Source organism: Haliscomenobacter sp. (assembly GCF_040403615.1).
GTDB lineage: Bacteria > Bacteroidota > Bacteroidia > Chitinophagales > Saprospiraceae > Haliscomenobacter.
In genome coordinates this window covers 43230-60515 of the sequence record NZ_JBBAKG010000015.1, presented here as the reverse complement: position 1 = coordinate 60515, position 17286 = coordinate 43230, and the positions used below count along the sequence as shown (strand labels likewise).

Below are 17286 nucleotides of genomic sequence, written 5' to 3'. Positions count from 1 at the left end.
TATTATGTCCCGTAATCTCAGTACTATTTTGATTCTTTCTCTCCTCCTAAGTTCTTGCCTTAAAGAACAAAAAATCAAGGAAGAATTGGTTGGCAGTTGGCGTTATGACCTGGACTCGATGAAAAAGGAAAACTTTAAACGTCAAACCGACGCTGGCCAACGCAACTATATGGAAAGCATGATGCAGGCGTTGGGAATGGCCAAAATTGACCTATTCGACGATGGTTCTGCCGTATTTCAATTGGATGACACCCTGCAAAAAGGAAATTGGAGTGTCCAAAAGAATGGACAAGAATTGGTCATGCAATTGCAGGAAGGTACTCAAGTGTCTCGTATACAAAGAATTGCCAGAGATACCATTTTTCTAGAACCCGTATCGGCTCCTGGTCCTCAATTTACCCGGATTTTGGTGCCGGCCAATTAGTTTTTTGCCGTCCACATCTAGATAAATGTGGACGGCACCCAATATTTCCCTTTTACACAATTGGATATTTGAAAGTTGAAATCAACTTCACTCTCTTTCCCGTTTTAGCTGCTTTTCTAGCCGCCTCGATAATTTCCAGAACATGCAATGCATGCTCGGCCTGAATACGAGGTTCTCCGCTGGCTCCGGCCATAAATTCTGAAATAACGGTTGCGCCCATTTGCCAAACGTAGTTGCCTGGATCTGGTACATGTCGAACCGTGTTTTCATTTTCTGATGTGGCCATATCTACGCCAAAAGGAGCCCAATCGTAACCAATCAAGTTCATATTGCCATGGCTACCCCAGATCGAGATGGTGGGTTTTTCTTGCCCTTTGCCTTCGTGGCCATAGGGATCAAAATAGTTGAAGCCACACTGTACGCTGGAAATTATGCCTTTGCCGTGATCCATGAGTACGATGGCGTTGTCTTCCGCTTCTACGGTGATTTCTCCTTTGTTGTCCGTTTTGCGGGTAGGAGTGACGATGCTCGTCATGGCTGTAATGGATTTGGCCGGCCCAAGCAAACCCGTGAGGGTAGCCAGGTTGTACACCCCCAAATCTGGCAAGCTACCTCCCCCTTTTTCATAAAAAAATGCCGACCAGGTAGGCCCTAAATGGCCGTAATGAGCGTGAGCTGCTGCAATTCTACCCAATTTACCGGCCTGGATTTGCTGCGCCATAAAGGCAAACTGCGGGCTGTTGACTACCGCTGGAGCACCCCAAAGGCGCAATCCTTTGGAGATCGCCAAATCGAGCAATTCTTTACCTTCGGCGTAGGTATTGGCCATGGGTTTTTCACTCCACACATTGCGACCAGCCAGCAAGGCTTGCCTGTTGAGTCGGCCATGCTCCTGCATATTCGTCAAGTTGAGCATCAAATCGAATGGCTCACCGGCCAAAAGTTGATCGATGTGTGGATACCAGTTTTTGATGCCATACTTTTCCGCAGCTTTTTGTGCCCTTTCGGGTATGATGTCACAGGTACTGACCAGTTCTACATGGGGCGATTTGGAAATGTGTGGCAAGTATTGGGTGGACACGCTGCCGCAACCAATGATGCTGACGCGGATTTTTTTAGCGGGTTCGGTTGTGGGTGTTCCATGAAGTAGGGCAGGCCCAATTACTGTAGCTGCGCCCAAGACCGCTGTTTTCTCTATAAACTTGCGGCGGGTGAGATGTTTTGTCTTGCTCATAATGTATAGTTGTGTGAAGTTACCTGATCTAAAGTTACACCCACAAATGAAAAGCAGAAATTGAATTTGCAGAAAATCTGCTATTTTTACCAAAGCTCTAAATAAACTTCCACAAAAAGTCACCATTATGACCATCGCCCAAAACTGGAGTCGCTACATTATCATTGGCCTCACGGCGCTGTTTGTAGGCTTTCTGGTGTACAATTTTAGTACGATTATATCTTATGTAGTTGCTGCATGGATCGTTTCGTTGATTGGACAACCAATATATACCCGAATTCGCTTGATCCGAATCATGAAAAGACATCCTGGCCCCGCAATGTGTGCAGCACTCACCCTCGTTTTTTTCTTTTTGGTATTTGGGGGGGTGATAGCGCTTTTTGTGCCTTCAATTCTGAAGCAGGCCACGAATCTGGCTAGTGTAGATTATCGAGCCATTGCAACAGCATTGGAAGAGCCTTACGATAAGATTGGAAGTTGGTTGTTGGCGTATGGCGTTCAGCTACCAGAGGATTCTCTGGAGAAATTGCTTAGAAATAGCCTTAAGGGGTGGTTTGACCCGAGTAAAATTGGCAGTTTTATTGCCTCAATTGTTGGTGCTATTGGCAACATTATCGTGAATGTTGCTGCGGTTACTTTTATCACCTTTTTCTTTTTGCAGGAGCGCAAGCTGTTTATCAATTTCGTCATTGCATTGATCCCCGATCAATATGAGCAAGCTTCCCGCGAAACCATCAAAGATGCAGTGGCGCTGCTGACCCGCTATTTTGGTGGCTTGGTCGTGCAGTTGTCCTTGTTTGCGGTTGGACTTTGGCTGATGCTGATCATATTAGGGGTCAAAAATGCCCTTTTGATTGCTTTATTTGGAGCTTTAATGAACGTAATCCCTTATCTTGGACCTATCATTGGCGCAGCATTTGGTATTTTCATTACTATATGTTCCAATCTGGATCTCAATTTTTATACTCAGTTGGCCCCGATGCTGATTAAGGTATTCCTTGTTTTTCAAGTGATGCAAATCCTCGATAATAATTTTTTGCAACCCTATATCTTTTCCAGAAGCGTTTTGGCTCATCCATTGGAAATTTTTCTGGTGATCCTCATCGGTGCTCAAATTGATGGAATTGTGGGTATGATTTTTGCGATTCCGGTTTACACCATTATTCGGGTGATCGCCAAGGAATTTTTGAATCAATTCAAGATTGTCAAACAATTGACCGGGCGCATGGAGGAGGAGGGGTTTTAGTTTCAGGTTGAGACAGATTTTCTCTCGATGCGTAGAATTGGTCGTCAATTTAAGACTAAAGATCCAAAACTAAAAAACGCACAACAAATATGCTTTTTTCACTCAGCAACAAAAAGGCTGCCATCACGGGTAGCGGTAGTGGTATCGGTTTGGCAATTGCGCAGGTATTTGCCCGGCAGGGAGCCGAAGTCTACATTCTGGATTGGAACGAAGCCGCTGCTCAGGAGGCTGCAAATTCAATTGTTGCAGAAGGTGGTAAAGCGAGTGCCTACGCCTGCGATGTGAGCAATCAAGCCCAAATTGCGGAAATATTTCAAAAAATTGGGCCAATGGATATCCTGGTCAACAATGCAGGTATTGCGCATATTGGTACTGCTGAAACTACCACCGAAGCCGATTTCGATCGCGTGATGAACGTCAATGTCAAAGGGGTGTACAATTGCCTATTCGCAGCCATTCCGCTGATGAAAGAAAAGGGTGGCGGCGTCATCCTGAATATGGCATCAATTGCTGCAACCATCGGAATACCGGATCGATTTGCTTATTCTACTGCGAAGGGCGCGGTATTGACCATGACTTTGGCTACCGCCAAGGATTACCTCAAACAAAATATTCGTTGCAATTGCATCTCGCCTGCGCGGGTACACACACCTTTTGTGGATGGTTTTTTGACCAAAAATTACCCAGGTCAAGAAGCTGAAATGTACGAAAAACTGGCCAAAACCCAGCCCATAGGCCGCATGGCCAAACCCATTGAAGTGGCTTACCTGGCGCTGTTCCTCTGTTCAGACGAAGCAGGCTTCATCACCGGCTGCGACTACCCTCTGGACGGGGGCTTCACCCGCCTCAACAACTAACCAACCCACGAATTCATTCGTGGGCAGGGAATTATATCCAAACCCACGAATTCATTCGTGGGTGCGTGTCCCCAGTACGAAGTTCGTGAAAAAAACACCTCGAACGAAGTTCGCAACACATCATCCAAAACCATAAACGCAAAAAACCACACCATGAAATTAATCCGCTACGGCGCACCTGAAGCCGAAAAACCGGGAGTCCAGCTTCCCGATGGTCGCCGCATCGATGTTTCTGCTTTCACAACCGATTTTGATGAACAATTTTTTGCCAGTGGCAAAATCAAGGAATTGTCAGCTTGGGTGACTGCAAATGCCGCTACTTGCGCAGCAATCGATCCTTTAGAGCGACTCGGAGCCTGCATTGGCCGACCCTCCAAACTCATTTGCATTGGACTAAATTATGCCAAGCACGCCGCAGAATCCGGCATGGCTCTTCCCGAGGAGCCAGTGGTTTTCTTTAAAGCCACTACCGCCATTTGCGGCCCATATGACAACCTGATCATTCCCAAAAATTCGATCAAAACCGACTGGGAAGTCGAATTGGCTGTAGTCATTGGTAAAAAAGCCAGCTATATAGAGGAAGCCGAAGCAATGGAATATGTTGCAGGGTATGTATTGCACAATGACTATTCGGAGCGGGAATTCCAATTGGAGCGCTCAGGCCAATGGGTCAAAGGAAAAAGCGCGGATACTTTTGCACCATTAGGTCCGTTTTTGGCAACTCCCGATGAGATAACTGATCCCCACAATTTGCGACTCTGGTTATCTGTAAACAGCGAAATGGTGCAAGATTCTAATACCGATGATTTGGTATTCAAAATCCCTCATTTGATTCACTACCTGAGTCAGTTTATGACCCTGTTGCCTGGTGATGTGATTTCAACAGGAACCCCGTTTGGGGTTGGATTGGGTTTCAAACCACCCCGCTACCTGAAACCAGGTGATGTAATCGAATTGGGTATTGATGGATTGGGGGTACAAAAACAGGTCGCCCAAGCATGGAAACCCTCGTAGGGATGCCCCTGTGTGGGCATCCAGTCCTCCATGTGGTGCAACCACATGGAGGACCAACACGGTGCAACCAGATTGGGTTGCATGTGCAACCACACAGGGTTGCCCCTACAGGAAATCTTCGTCGGTACCCAATTCGTCCAACAAATCCTCCAGGGAAATATCTCCCAGTGTGAAACGATCCAGTTGGTATTGTAATTTGCCAGCGGCTTTGTCCACTGCGTGTTCATTGATGTCCCACTCTTCGAGGGTAGTCAGGAAGAAGTCTACCACAACATCAAGTGCGGGCAATTGAGTAATAATGCGATGGGTATTTTTATCCTGACGGAAAAGCAATTCCAAGAGTTTTTCAACCAAATAAGTGAGAACAATGGGTTGATCAACCCGATCAGGCAGGTTGGCCTTTTTGAGCAACTCCCGGTGTTCCTTGGCGATAAGCAGCAGATTTTCCATCAAAATTTGCAGGAGTGCAAAAGGTGGACGCCATTGTGGCGACTTTTGATCCATTGCCATCAGAATACAATCAAGAACCCGAAACACATAATCATCTTTGAGCAATTCAGGCATCGGAATGGACTGCTCCTGCACAAATTCAATCAATTCCAGCATTTGCTCTTCGGTGATCACTCTAGACCACCGGCCATTGCTGCGCTCTGCGGAAATGGCCAACACAATTTGCTGAAGCGCCTCTACCAATAAGTGTTTGGGGTTTTCAGCGCGGGTATCCAAAACGGCTTCCAGGTTATCGGCGCTGTGTTCCAAGATTAAGCTCAAAATCTTGGCGCCAATATTGGGATGATCCATGCTCAGGAGGTGAATGGCTGCCGAGCAATCGGCCAGGATGTCGGCCAAATTGGGCTTTCCAGATACCAATTCTGGATGTTGCCCGATGGCATATTGCGCCGCCTCTAAAAGATCTTCCACCAAATCCCGGTCGAATCCTTTGGAAAAATCAATCCCTGCGGCATCCGATAAAATCAATTCCAGTAAGGCCAATCCTTTGGCATCGGGGTTTTCGGCCAAAATCACATCAAAGACAAATTCAAGCAAGTCGATGAGTAATTTGGGTTTGTCTACCGCTGCACCCTCAGAAGGCGGGAATACACAATTGAGTACCAAATCCAGGACTTTTTCCAGAATTGCACTCTCGGTTTGGTTGTCAGCCCAACGAACCTTTTCCAGGAGTTTTCGGCTACGCGATACACCCCTTAAAACCACATCAATCAGGTATTCAAAGGTTTGCGCATTGAGTCGCTGTCCAGGTGGTACTTTTTGCATGGCCCTTAAAGACAGATCCAGTACTTCGCGCAGCAAACTGTTCTGATTCACTTTGTCGGTAATCCAGGCAGGGTTTTGTACCACCTCATCCAGCAGGAATTCGGTCAATTGAATCAGTTGCTCAGGGGTGAAGCGGGGTTTCCATCGACCAATTGGCGGTTCTGCACCAAAGGATTGCAAAATTTCCCGCAGGGCAACCACCAAGAGGTATTCCAACCCATCATTGTGGTCTGCTTCAATGAGCAACTCAATGTTATCAGCGGTTTTGATCAATACCAGGCGAACAATTTCCGAAAGCAAGCCAGGTTGATGAATGCCCGCTTTGCTGACTGCTTCCGCTACACCACCAATGATGCGTTGCAGGGCTAAATCATCAACAATCAAATCGGGGTGCTGGGTAAACAGAATGAGTGCCGCCTCCACGATGTCATCGGCCAAGGGGCGGTTGAAGCCTTCTGAAAAGTCTATTCCGGTTTCTGGCGAAACCAATATTTTGACAACCACCAAGCCGAGGCGATTCGGGTATTCCGCAACCACCACATCCATTACGTATTCAAAAATTTCTTGCAAAAGTTTGACCCGCTCAACGCCCAAATTGGTTTTGCCATCGAAAACAGAAACGAAGATCAGGTCTAGAATTTTGTTTAAAATCGTGGTGCTCTCTTCGTCCGTTCCCCAATTGATGGTTTCCAGTACAGACTTACTTTTGACTACTGCCCGTAGGTTGAGCTGAATCAGCATTTCAACTACTTCCCAACGCAGCCGCTGTTCTTTGGGTACTTTGTCCAATGCCTGGAACGTGATGCTGAGTACTTCGGCAAGCAAGGAGTCTTGACGTACTTTTTCAGTGACCAAGCCAGGGTGTTGCACCACATCATCGAGCAAATCCCCAACCAGGTTGATCATCTGGGTTTTGGACAAACGGGGTCGCCATGCTCCATTGCTGGAAGGTTTGGCCAATACGCTTAAAATATGTTGTACTGCGTTGACCAAGAGGTGCTTGGCATCTTCTTCTTCAATTTCCCAAACCAGGTAGAGGTTGCCAGCGGTATGCTCGAGTACGAGGCGTAAAATTTCGGGCAACAAATCTGGGCGTTGAATTCCCGAACGGGCTACTGCTGAACTTACCCCACTCACGATTTCCTGTACTCCACGTTGATGGGTGAGCAATTCAGGATATTCGGCCAATACGCTCAAGGAAGCGCGTACAATTTGATCTAGCGCTTCGACGGTCAATACCCGCCGCAAACTGATGTTGTCGGTATCCTTGTCCAGAATGATGTTCAACAGGGTCAATCCGGTTTGTTGGATTAGCGCAGAACTGGCTTCGGGAGTACCCAATACAGTTGAAGGTGCTGAAAAAACATAATGTCCGGCGTTTTTGATCAAACTACTGAGCAACAATTGCCCCCAACGCACGGTATCGTGGTAATCTGCGGAATCACTTTTGGCGGTGCGGGCGATGAGGTCTTTGGCCATGCCATTGGCCGTGGCCTTGATAAATAGCTGAAATTGCTCATCGTTGGCCACCGTACTGCTCAATTCACTCAAGCTTTCGGCAGCACCAATGAACAATTTCGGCAAAATATCTTTGGCCAGGGTTCTTTTCAGGTTGTCGCTTTCAGCAATTTCAATGTCGTCAAAGCCATCAAGAAACTGCTTCAATGCCCGACCGTAAGAAGACTCGAGATTGAGGGCGCCCGGAACATTGTTGAAATAATCGATGCCAATTTCCACCAAACTTCCCGCCACAAGTTGCAGGGCGGAGGGTTGTGGTGCCTTGCCTTTTTCCCATTGGCGAATTTTGAGCAACGCGACTACATCTTCGGTATTGATGCCGCCATCCTGAATTTTGGATTCATCATTGCCGTTGCGCACCATGCGGAAAAAAGTCTTGTAATATTCCAGGTATTCGTCTTTCTCCCCATCTATCAAGCCCTGGCTCATGCTTTTTTGGTGCAAGGCGTTGAGGTGTTCCAATTGAACTAGAAATTGGCGGCCATTGTCTTCCCCTTCTCGTTGAAAGAAACGATCTGCCGAAAGAATGTCTAGTGTGCTGTCAAACTTCGGTAAAGGCAGTACTAAACTCTTGGCCCGAATGCTATTCGCATAGGCTTTTTGGATATTTCGGCCTAGCCGGATCGCAGAATTTATGGTGAAAACGATGGCTTCGGATGGTAAATTTGGCAACATATTCTTTTAAGATAACGAGTTCTAGACTATTAGGGTTTTAAAACGCTAAAAGCCCAAAGTTATTTAATCAGGCCGAAAATCATCAGATCAACCCATTCTCCGCTTGCACGGCGGTATTCAGATCGCAGATCTCCTTCTCGCAAAAAACCAACTTTGCGCGCCAAACGCTGGGCAGCAAAATTGTCACTTTCGGTACGGAGCGTCAGCTTGTTCAATTGCAGTTGGTAGAAAGCAAAGTGAACCACTTTTTGCAGCACTTCGGTCATGATGCCTTTTTTGTAGCGCGATTTGTCCAAAAAAAAGAACAGTTCTCCTTTGGAAAGCGCCCAATTGATATTGGAAATGCGCACCAAACCAATGGGTACCGCCGAGTCTTTGTCCCAAACGCCCAGGCAATATTCACTTTGAGTAAGCCAGGAAGCAAGTTTTTGGCGAACAAAAAATTCTACATCATCCTGATTGGGGATGTTATCGACGATGGGCGGGAAACGACTTTCGAGTTGATCCAGATTATCTTGAAAAAGCTTAAAGTAGTTTTGTCCATCGTTTTCACGAAAACGACGCACGACAGTACGCGACGTAATCAGTGCCGTTTCAACAGTTAACAAATGCTGAAGCATAGGTTTTTACGTATTTGAAACCACCTTTCTGGTAGCATTTTGTTGTATTGTTTGGTTACGTATAGCCCTGGTTGTAATCAAGGGCTGCATGGACCAACCGTAAAAATAAAGATTTCTTGCGTCGCAAATTATGTATTTTTGCACGCACTACGCAAAACTTGTATGAAAGAACAGTATACCAGAAGGTTTCGGCTCAAACTTAACCAGTTGTTCTGGATCATTGTCTGGTGGACGCTGCTTGGAGCTTTGGACGCTTTAGGTGCGTATTCTCTTTCATCAGGCTGGTCTGTGCACGACGCAGGAGTGGTGCGTTTTGTGTTGTTTAACACCCTTTCTGCTTTCTTCTCCAGTATTATTTCCGGCGGTTTTCTGGTGTTTTTCTTGCGCGATCGCTTTACGATGAAATCGTTTGGCTTTGCCTTGTTGATTTCCAGTTTCGTAATTTCATTACTTAATTTTGGCATTTTTCTACTCACTCACGGGGTTTTGCTGAGCATCCGTTACGGAGAAAATGGACTTGACCCCGAAGTGCTTGCCCGCAGTACTTTTTTGTTTGACCGGCCTTTTTACATCAAAATCCTTATTTTTTGGTCAATCATTGCTTTCATTACGACGATTGCGCTGCACGTCAATGAAAAATATGGTCAAGGCGTACTCATCAAAATGCTTTTGGGGCATTACCATCGCCCGCGCGAAGAGGAACGCGTTTTTATGTTTGTCGACATCAAGGGGTCTACCGCCATTGCCGAGCAATTGGGACACGTGCAATTTTTTAATTTCCTCAATGATTTCTTCCGAGACGTCACGATCCCGATAGTGGATACTTCTGGAGAAATTTACCAGTACGTGGGGGATGAAATTGTGATTACCTGGGACATGAAGCGGGGGTTAAAAAACGCCAACTGCATCCGCTGTTTTTTTCGCATGCAGGAGTTGATGCTGCGGCGTTCGGGCTTTTACCGGGACAAATATGGCGTTGCACCAGAGTTCAAAGCGGGAATTCATTGTGGTGCGGTAACCACCGGAGAAATCGGGGTCATCAAAAAAGACATCGTCTATTCTGGCGATACCATGAATACATCTGCCCGCATCCAGGCAGTATGCAATAAATTCCGGGTGCGGATGCTGATCAGCAAAAATCTGCTGGATTTATTGGATCTACCACCCCTGCAATACCATCCCAAGCGGGTGGGAATTTTTGAACTCAAAGGAAAAAAGCAATTGGTGGAGTTATATACATTTGAAGAGGCTATGGAGCCACGGTATGTGGGAGATGGGGGAATTTCGGCGACTTAGGATTATTCCTCCCAAGCCTTATTCTCGTGCACAAATTTCCGATTCTTCAGACACTTCATTGCCTTGGTCAAACCATCTACCGTCATTGGGAACATGCGTTGTCCAGTCCAATCGCGGAGTACATTGACCGATTCATAAAAATCCCATTCGTAATCCGGGATGGGATTGATCCAAACCAGGTGTTTGAAATGATCGCTCAGGCGTTTGAGCCAGGTCATGCCCGGTTCGTCGTTGGCGTGTTCGACGCTGCCGCCCTTGTAAAAAATTTCGTAAGGCGACATCGCTGCGTCGCCCACCAAAACCAGTTTGTAATCGCTGTTGAATTTGTGGATCAGTTCCAGCGTGGGGATTTTTTCCCGGAAGCGGCGTTTATTGTCTTTCCAAACCGATTCGTAGACGCAATTGTGGAAGTAAAAAAACTCCAGGTGCTTGAATTCCCATTTGGCTGCCGAAAATAGTTGCTCGCACATTTCGATGTGATCATCCATGGAGCCACCCACGTCCATGAGCAGCAGCACTTTTACCCGATTTTGTTTGGAAGGGTGCAGCGCAATGTCCAGCATCCCCGCATTTTCGGAGGTTTTGCGAATGGTGCCATCAAGGTCTAGCTCGGTTGGAATTCCCTCGCGGGTCAAGATGCGCAAACGTTTGAGGATGAGTTTGATGTTGCGGGTATTGAGTTCTACCCGATCATCCAGGCCTTTAAAGGCACGTTCGTCCCAAACCTTGATGGCGGTGCGATTGCCTGCGGCTTCTTGCCCCATCCGAATGCCTTCGGGGTTGTAGCCTCTATTGCCAAATGGAGAACTTCCGCCAGTGCCAATCCAGCGATTGCCTGTTTGGTGTTGTTCCTTTTGTTGTTCGAGGAGTTCTTTCAGGCGCTCCAGCAGGGCATCCAGCCCCCCCATCTTTTCGATGGCTGCTTTTTCTTCGTCACTTAGATTGCGCATCCACTGATTTTCCAGCCAATCCGCAGGAATCTCGGTAGCCAGTAGGGCTTGAGCCAGGTTGTCGATGTTGCGAAAAAACTGGCTGAAAAGTTGGTCAAAACGATCCAGATGGGCTTCACGTTTGACCAAAATGGCCTTGCTCAAAGCATAAAAATCGTCGATGGAGTATGTTCCAATTTCTTTTTGCAACGCCTCCAGCAAGGCCAGGTACTCGTGCAAGCTGACTGGAATGCCGTTTTTGCGCAATGCATAGAAGAAGCTTAAAAACATAGTGTGATGGTTATACCGGATCAAGCTACACATTATTCAGAAAAAGGCACTATTTTCAGGCCGTATTTTTAATTCTATCTGGATATGAACAACAAACAAAAAACATTTGCACTCATCGCGGCCTTAGGTCTGGCAATGAGTGGCTACAGTCAATCTGGCAATGGCAAACAACCCGTTTCTCAGCCCCTGGTTTCGCACATCTTCACTGCAGACCCATCGGCGCATGTATTCAAAGGACGCATCTACATTTATCCTTCGCACGACATTGATGCTGCAATCAAAGAAGACGACGACGGTGGCCACTTTGCCATGCGTGACTACCACATTTTGTCGCTCAAAAAAATGGGCGGCAAAGTAACCGATCACGGCGTAGCACTCGACATTAAGGACATTCCCTGGGCAGGCCGGCAGCTTTGGGCACCAGATGCAACCTTCAAAGATGGGATGTATTACCTGTATTTTCCAGTGAAAGACAAACAGGATGTATTTCGCATCGGGGTAGCCACGAGCAAAAAACCCGAAGGGCCTTTCAAGGCCGAACCCGAACCCATCAAAGGTGCATACAGCATTGATCCCACAGTGTTCAAAGACGATGACGGCAGCTTTTACCTCTACTTTGGGGGCATCTGGGGTGGCCAGTTGCAACGTTGGAATAAAAACCAGTACGATGCCAAAGGCGCATTGCGCAAGGGCAACGAAACCGCCATTCTACCCCGCGTAGCCAAACTCAGCTCCGACCTGAAAAGTTTTACCGAGGAAGTCAAAGAGGTCAAGATTCTGGACAAAGATGGCAACCTGTTTCTCGAAAGCAATAACGACAAACGTTTCTTTGAAGCCGCATGGATGCACAAGTACAATGGCAAATACTACTTCTCGTACTCCACAGGCGATACCCACAACTTGTGCTACGCCATCGGCGACAACCCTTATGGCCCATTTATTTACCAGGGCATTGTGCTAAAACCTGTACAAGGTTGGACCAATCACCACTCCATTGCTGAATTCCAGGGCAAATGGTACCTGTTTTACCACGATGTGCAACTCTCAGGCAAAACCCACTTGCGGAATGTAAAGATGATGGAGTTGAAATACAATGCAGATGGGACAATCCAGACGCTCGATGCCTACAAGTAAGCTAGCGCTGACCTTGTTTTTCCTGGGTTGGAGCCTTTTCGGTTTGGCTCAAATTCGCTTGCCTCGCCTCATCAGCGATGGCATGGTGTTGCAGCGAGACCAGACCCTGAAATTTTGGGGCTGGGCTTCAGCACAGGAAAACATCAGTATCCGCATCAAGGATAAAACTTACCGTGGCAAAGCTGATCAGGCCGGAAACTGGAGCGTTACCGTACCACCGCAAGCAGCGGGAGGTCCATTTGAGATCAACCTCAAAGGGAAAAATGAGCTGCAAATTCGGGATGTGTACTTTGGCGACGTATGGATTTGCGCCGGGCAATCGAATATGGTTTTGCCCATGGAACGGGTCAAAGAGCGTTATCCGTTGGAGATTGAACAAGCCAATTACCCGGCCATCCGCAATTTTTTTATCCCGACCCTGACCAATCTACAAGAACCACAAGCGGACTTGCCGAGTGGGAAATGGGAAGTGACTACCCCTCAAAACGTATTGCGTTTTGGAGCGACGGCCTATTTTTTTGCCAAAAGCATTTACGACAAATACCAGATACCGATTGGCTTGATCAATGCGAGTGTGGGTGGGACGCCCATCGAAGCCTGGATCAGCGAAGCGGGCTTGATGGCTTTTCCCGATTTGTTGGCAACCATCCAACAAAACAAGGATACCAGCTACGTCAATTCCCTCAACCGCAAGGCGCGGTTAGCCACTGTAACTCGGCCCAGTGCAGACAAAGGGCTGCTGGAATCTGTAAAATGGTTTGATCCTGCCTATGTACCCAAAAACTGGCGCAACATCAGTGTACCAGGATATTGGGAGGATCAGGGTATTAAGGAATTGAATGGAGTAGTCTGGTACCGCAAGGAAATTGAAGTACCCGCTGCCATGTGTGGCGTACCGGCCAAGCTGTTTCTGGGACGCATTGTTGATGCTGATTTTGCCTATGTCAATGGCCAAGCCGTGGGCAACATCACTTACCAGTATCCGCCGCGCAGGTACAATTTACCCGCAGATTTGCTCAAACCAGGCAAAAACACCTTGGTTGTAAGGGTCATCAACAATGAAGGCAAAGGCGGATTTGTACCCGATAAGCCTTACTTCCTCAGCGCAAACGGCCAGCAAATCGACCTCAAAGGGGATTGGCAATACAAAGTGGGCGATGTTTTCCCCCCAGTCACCACTCCTCCAATCAGTGGTATCAACCTGCAAAACCAACCCACGGCTTTGTTCAACGCCATGGCTGCTCCTTTGATCAATTGTGCAGCAAAAGGTTTTTTGTGGTACCAGGGAGAATCTAATGCCGGGAACCCGTGGCCGTATTACCAGCTTTTACCTGCCTTGATCCAGGATTGGCGCAAGCAGTGGAAGCAGGGGGATTTGCCCTTCATAACGGTGCAACTGGCCAATTTTATGGAGGTCAATTACCTGCCTTCTGAAAGCAATTGGGCGGTTTTGCGCGACGCACAGTTCAAGTCACTGGCGGTGCCCAATACGGGCTTGGCAGTGGCGATCGACCTGGGCGAATGGAACGACATCCACCCCCTGAACAAAAAGGATGTGGGCATACGCCTGGCTTTGGCCGCACAACGCCTTGCCTATGGGGATCAAAATGTCGTCCACTCTGGCCCACAATACGATCATTACCAGATCGAAGGAGATAAAATCCGTTTGCATTTCAAACATACCGGGACGGGCATGATCAGCAAAGATGGCGAGCCATTGGCTTGCTTTGCGATTGCGGGAGCAGACAAACGTTTCGTATGGGCGAAGGCGGAAATACAGGCCGATCAGACGATTCTGGTTTCCAATTCCCAGGTATTACAGCCCATGTATGTCAGATACGCCTGGGCGGATAACCCCGCTGATGCGAACTTGTACAATCGAGAGGGTTTGCCTGCCTCTCCTTTTCGCACCGATGAGTAAATTCAGTTTTCAAAAACTAAAATCAACATGAAAATCAAATCTTTCCTTATACTCTTGTTGGCCTTGATGAGCCAATTCACTTTTGCCCAAACCACCAAAGGGCTCAAGGATTATTACAAAAAGTACTTCCCCATCGGGGTAGCCGTTGCCCCCCGTATGATGGATGATGCCGCTGAATCTGCCCTGATCCTGGCGCAGTTCAATAGCATGACACCGGAAAATGCCATGAAAATGGGGCCAATCCACCCCGAAGAAAAGCGCTACAACTGGGCTCCAGCCGATAAAATTGCAGACTTCGCAGTGCAACATGGTCTCAAACTGCGCGGCCATACCCTTTGCTGGCACACTCAAACACCCAATTGGTTTTTCAAAGATTCTACGGGTGCAACGGTGACCAAGGAAGTACTTTTGGCGCGCCTGAAGCAACACATTTTCGATGTCGTGGGTCGGTACAAAGGCAAAATTTACGCCTGGGATGTGGTCAATGAAGCAGTACCCGATGGTGATGGAACCGACCTTTACCGCAAATCCCCATTTTACGAGATCATTGGCCCGGAATACATTGAAAAAGCTTTCCAGTACGCCCACGAAGCCGATCCCAAAGCAATCCTTTTTTACAATGATTACAATACCGAAAATGCCGCCAAACGAGCGCGCATCTATCAAGTGGTGAAAGGATTGAAGGAAAAAGGAGTACCGATTAATGGAGTAGGTTTGCAGGGACATTGGGCGCTCACAGAACCCACCGCGGAGGAGTTGGAGACTTCGATTACCAAATTTTCAGGTTTGGGTTTGCAAGTCCAGATTACGGAATTGGATGTATCGATTCATCCCAAAGAGCATGAGCGAAGGGCGGAAGCCTTCACTGGCAAAGTAGAGTATACCCCTGAAATTGAAGCCAAACAGGTTGCTCAATACAAAATGCTCTTTGAAGTACTCCGCAAACACCGCAAAGTCATCACTGGCGTTACTTTCTGGAATTTGTCCGACAAGTCCACCTGGTTGGATAACTTCCCCGTCCGTGGCCGTAAGGATTATCCGCTTCTTTTCGATGAAAAATATCAGCCGAAGAAGGCTTTTTTTGCAGTAACCAAGTGGTAAGACCCGCTTACCTTTTGCCCCAAATTGCGCAGTCATGAAAAAGCTCATCAATTTGGGGCTCTTTTTAAGTTTTTTCCTTTGTTATCTGGAATGGGGTGATGGCCATTCTATCTTCATCGCCCAAACCGTCTACGAATTAATTTTTGTACAAGGTCTTTCCTTGAATACGGTATTCCATCCGGTCATCTTGTCTGCCATAGTCGGTTTACTGATCCTGTTGTATGCGGCAATCGTGCGTAAGCCCAATCGTTGGGTAAATATTTTGGGCGTAGTACTGCTGTCCGCCGTGGTGTTTATCTTTTTTCTGGCGGGAGCACTGTCTGGGAATCTGCGGATGATCGGGTCGAATTTGCCGTTTTTGGTATTGGCGGGGGTGTTTTTTAGCCTTATATTGAGGGAGAAATTAAGCAAAGCCAAACCATGAATCCATTAGAAAAAATAAAACTTGGGAAACCTTACAAATCTGGCCCACGCGCGAGCACTGATTTACACGCCGGTGGGATTTTTTTTTGCACTCCTTATGAAGAAATAATAACCTTTTTTGAAGATGGGGTTGTCGAAATCAGCTCATCGGTAATTGAATTTTTTAGGCCGATGGATGGTCAAGCTGAAATTGATAAAATCAATGAGTTTAAATTAGTTGGAAATTATTTATTACCAGCCCGAGAATATATAGAATGCCAATTTGAAAATTTAGTCATGGTCGGGTTACCGCTTAATGAAAATCCTGAAATATTGACCTTTCATTGCTCTTCCAAAACAGCGAGTCATCAGTATAGCGCGGCATATAAACTTGATTTTGTATAAAAAAACATTCCATAGGGAGCGGCGAATTACTGCTGATAAAGCCTGGACAAAGAAAAATTTTGAACTCCCGAACCAATTACTTACTTTTAACGTTACTAACTTAGCGCGTTACTATGATTAAAAGCTTTGCTGACAAGGAAACCGAGAAAATTTGGAATGGATCATACTCTAAGAAATTTCCTCATGACATTCAACCTGTGGCAAGAAGAAAGCTCAGAATGATCAATAGCGCCCAAGACATTGAAGATTTGCGTATACCTCCAGGAAATAGATTGGAAAAACTGAAAGGAGACATGAAAGATTTCTGGAGCATTCGAATCAACAACCAATGGCGAATCATCTTCAAATGGGAAGAGAACAACGCGCTCGAAGTCCAAATCATTGACTATCATTAACCCGTCACCATGCAAAAATTACCCAACATCCATCCCGGCGAAGTCCTCCTCGAAGAGTTTCTGATCCCTATGGCCATCAGCCAATACAAGCTTGCCAAAGACCTGATGATTCCCCAAACCAGGATCAGTGAAATCGTGAAAAGAAAGCGGCGGATTACTGCGGATACTGCGTTGCGTTTGAGTAAGTATTTTGGTACTTCGGCCAAGTTCTGGTTGGGGCTACAAGATGATTACGACCTGGAAGAATCGGGAAATTTATTGGCAGCAGAGTTATTGACTATTCCTACGGCCGTTGCTTAGCCTCCAAACAAATCATCCATCTTCAATTCATTCTGCACCACCGAGCGGGCGTACTCATTTTTTACCAACCCAAACGTAGTCAGCATCACTAGAAATACGGATTTTTTCGTCTTGGTGCTTTGAATAAATGCAGCGATTTTATTGCGCAAGACGAGGTCCATCAGCCTTTATTTTCTGCCAAAACTGCTTTTAAAAGTCGATTTTGGCAGAAAATGAGCATTATTCTTTTCCAAAATCGACTTTTTAAAG

At 46.7% G+C, this 17286-nt stretch carries 17 protein-coding genes; 12 read left to right on the top strand and 5 right to left on the bottom strand.

What is annotated here, in order from left to right; genetic code table 11:
• Positions 1-4: 4 nt before the first annotated feature.
• The gene (locus ABW391_RS07175) at positions 5-424 is read left to right on the top strand and encodes a hypothetical protein (protein ID WP_353481162.1); all 420 of its coding nucleotides are present in this window, start codon (positions 5-7) and stop codon (positions 422-424) included.
• Positions 425-476: 52 nt separating this feature from the next.
• Here the strand turns inward: ABW391_RS07175 and ABW391_RS07170 are convergent, their stop codons facing one another.
• Positions 477-1658, bottom strand: a complete 1182-nt coding sequence (locus ABW391_RS07170; RefSeq protein WP_353481161.1) for a Gfo/Idh/MocA family protein — start codon at positions 1656-1658, stop codon at positions 477-479.
• A 127-nt stretch (positions 1659-1785) separates the two neighbouring features.
• Here ABW391_RS07170 and ABW391_RS07165 point away from each other — a divergent pair, with 127 nt between their 5' ends.
• The 3 genes from ABW391_RS07165 (at position 1786) to ABW391_RS07155 (ending at position 4775) form a co-directional block, all read left to right on the top strand.
• Complete coding sequence (locus ABW391_RS07165) at positions 1786-2904, top strand: AI-2E family transporter (RefSeq protein ID WP_353481160.1); 1119 nt, start codon at positions 1786-1788, stop codon at positions 2902-2904.
• An 89-nt stretch (positions 2905-2993) separates the two neighbouring features.
• Positions 2994-3761: an SDR family NAD(P)-dependent oxidoreductase gene (locus ABW391_RS07160; RefSeq protein ID WP_353481159.1), complete on the top strand. Its 768-nt coding sequence runs from the start codon at positions 2994-2996 to the stop codon at positions 3759-3761.
• A gap of 153 nt (positions 3762-3914) precedes the next feature.
• Positions 3915-4775, top strand: a complete 861-nt coding sequence (locus ABW391_RS07155) for a fumarylacetoacetate hydrolase family protein (RefSeq protein ID WP_353481158.1) — start codon at positions 3915-3917, stop codon at positions 4773-4775.
• A gap of 105 nt (positions 4776-4880) precedes the next feature.
• On the opposite strand, the gene ABW391_RS07150 is transcribed toward ABW391_RS07155, so the two are convergent.
• Together ABW391_RS07150 and ABW391_RS07145 are read right to left on the bottom strand one after the other, a co-directional pair.
• Positions 4881-8243, bottom strand: coding sequence for a hypothetical protein (locus ABW391_RS07150; protein ID WP_353481157.1), 3363 nt, complete (start codon positions 8241-8243; stop codon positions 4881-4883).
• 59 nt (positions 8244-8302) lie between these two features.
• The gene (locus ABW391_RS07145) at positions 8303-8863 is read right to left on the bottom strand and encodes a GNAT family N-acetyltransferase (protein ID WP_353481156.1); all 561 of its coding nucleotides are present in this window, start codon (positions 8861-8863) and stop codon (positions 8303-8305) included.
• A gap of 162 nt (positions 8864-9025) precedes the next feature.
• Here ABW391_RS07145 and ABW391_RS07140 point away from each other — a divergent pair, with 162 nt between their 5' ends.
• Positions 9026-10159: an adenylate/guanylate cyclase domain-containing protein gene (locus tag ABW391_RS07140; protein ID WP_353481155.1), complete on the top strand. Its 1134-nt coding sequence runs from the start codon at positions 9026-9028 to the stop codon at positions 10157-10159.
• Positions 10160-10161: 2 nt separating this feature from the next.
• Here the strand turns inward: ABW391_RS07140 and ABW391_RS07135 are convergent, their stop codons facing one another.
• A complete protein-coding gene (locus ABW391_RS07135) occupies positions 10162-11379 on the bottom strand; it encodes a vWA domain-containing protein (protein WP_353481154.1) in 1218 nt (405 codons plus the stop codon).
• Between the two features lie 84 nt (positions 11380-11463).
• Here ABW391_RS07135 and ABW391_RS07130 point away from each other — a divergent pair, with 84 nt between their 5' ends.
• The 7 genes from ABW391_RS07130 (at position 11464) to ABW391_RS07100 (ending at position 17037) form a co-directional block, all read left to right on the top strand.
• The gene (locus tag ABW391_RS07130) at positions 11464-12513 is read left to right on the top strand and encodes a glycoside hydrolase family 43 protein (protein ID WP_502916315.1); all 1050 of its coding nucleotides are present in this window, start codon (positions 11464-11466) and stop codon (positions 12511-12513) included.
• Entirely contained in the window at positions 12500-14434 is a 1935-nt protein-coding gene (locus ABW391_RS07125) for a sialate O-acetylesterase (RefSeq protein ID WP_353481153.1), read from the top strand. The genes ABW391_RS07130 and ABW391_RS07125 overlap by 14 nt, the downstream gene beginning before the upstream one ends.
• A gap of 27 nt (positions 14435-14461) precedes the next feature.
• Positions 14462-15535 (top strand): endo-1,4-beta-xylanase, encoded by a 1074-nt coding sequence (locus ABW391_RS07120; protein ID WP_353481152.1) that lies wholly within the window; start codon positions 14462-14464, stop codon positions 15533-15535.
• A gap of 34 nt (positions 15536-15569) precedes the next feature.
• Positions 15570-15959: a hypothetical protein gene (locus ABW391_RS07115; protein ID WP_353481151.1), complete on the top strand. Its 390-nt coding sequence runs from the start codon at positions 15570-15572 to the stop codon at positions 15957-15959.
• Positions 15956-16342: a hypothetical protein gene (locus ABW391_RS07110; RefSeq protein ID WP_353481150.1), complete on the top strand. Its 387-nt coding sequence runs from the start codon at positions 15956-15958 to the stop codon at positions 16340-16342. The genes ABW391_RS07115 and ABW391_RS07110 overlap by 4 nt, the downstream gene beginning before the upstream one ends.
• A 113-nt stretch (positions 16343-16455) precedes the next feature.
• Positions 16456-16737 carry a type II toxin-antitoxin system RelE/ParE family toxin gene (locus tag ABW391_RS07105; protein WP_353481149.1) on the top strand — a complete coding sequence of 94 codons (282 nt, stop codon included), beginning with the start codon at positions 16456-16458 and terminating at the stop codon, positions 16735-16737.
• A 9-nt stretch (positions 16738-16746) separates the two neighbouring features.
• Positions 16747-17037: a HigA family addiction module antitoxin gene (locus tag ABW391_RS07100; RefSeq protein ID WP_353481148.1), complete on the top strand. Its 291-nt coding sequence runs from the start codon at positions 16747-16749 to the stop codon at positions 17035-17037.
• Here ABW391_RS07100 and ABW391_RS07095 read toward each other — a convergent pair.
• On the bottom strand, positions 17034-17198 hold the full coding sequence (locus tag ABW391_RS07095) for a hypothetical protein (RefSeq protein ID WP_353481147.1): 165 nt from the start codon (positions 17196-17198) through the stop codon (positions 17034-17036). The two genes, ABW391_RS07100 and ABW391_RS07095, sit on opposite strands and share 4 nt — an antisense overlap.
• Between the last annotated feature and the right edge of the window lie 88 nt (positions 17199-17286).